Source organism: Desulfobulbus alkaliphilus, from assembly GCF_016918545.1.
Taxonomy (GTDB): domain Bacteria; phylum Desulfobacterota; class Desulfobulbia; order Desulfobulbales; family Desulfobulbaceae; genus Desulfobulbus; species Desulfobulbus alkaliphilus.
The window spans coordinates 1-446 of record NZ_JAFFQC010000249.1; the positions used below are offsets into that span (position 1 = coordinate 1).

Sequence of the window (446 nt, forward strand, 5' to 3'; positions counted from 1 at the left end):
CGCCAGAACTACGCCCAAGATGATCATCGCCCATTCGGAAAGAGTCGGGATGGCGGCTGGAGGAGCTGCGACCGACAGCTGCAGCGTACTTTCCTTCTGAATATTGTAATCGGCCAGCGTGCGGCCGTCATCCAGTTCGCGCCCGGCGAACACGAGCCGCATGTCCATCGGATCTATGCTGGTTTGATCCTGGATCAGGATTTTCACATTTTCGATGGAATCGCTCGGTTCCACATCAAGGGTGAGCGTGCTGCTCCCGGTCGCGACAAAAATTTGCATGGCGGCCGCTGGCGAAACGGCGGCCAGGGTCAAGCAGAAGCTTAGCAACAAAACTCTTAACGACTACAAGGTTCGGTATTCCGTAAACAAAAGATGGCGATGAAGCCGGCGGTTGCGCGATGATTAGAGTTTGGAGCCGTCACAAGGCAAGAGGGACTGCCCAACAC

General features: G+C 55.6%; 1 protein-coding gene. It reads right to left on the minus strand.

The genetic code is table 11. The features are described from left to right. The coding region (locus tag JWG43_RS18370) for an IPTL-CTERM sorting domain-containing protein (protein ID WP_205244373.1) at positions 1-279 on the minus strand (279 nt) is incomplete at its 3' end. Positions 280-446 lie beyond the last annotated feature (167 nt).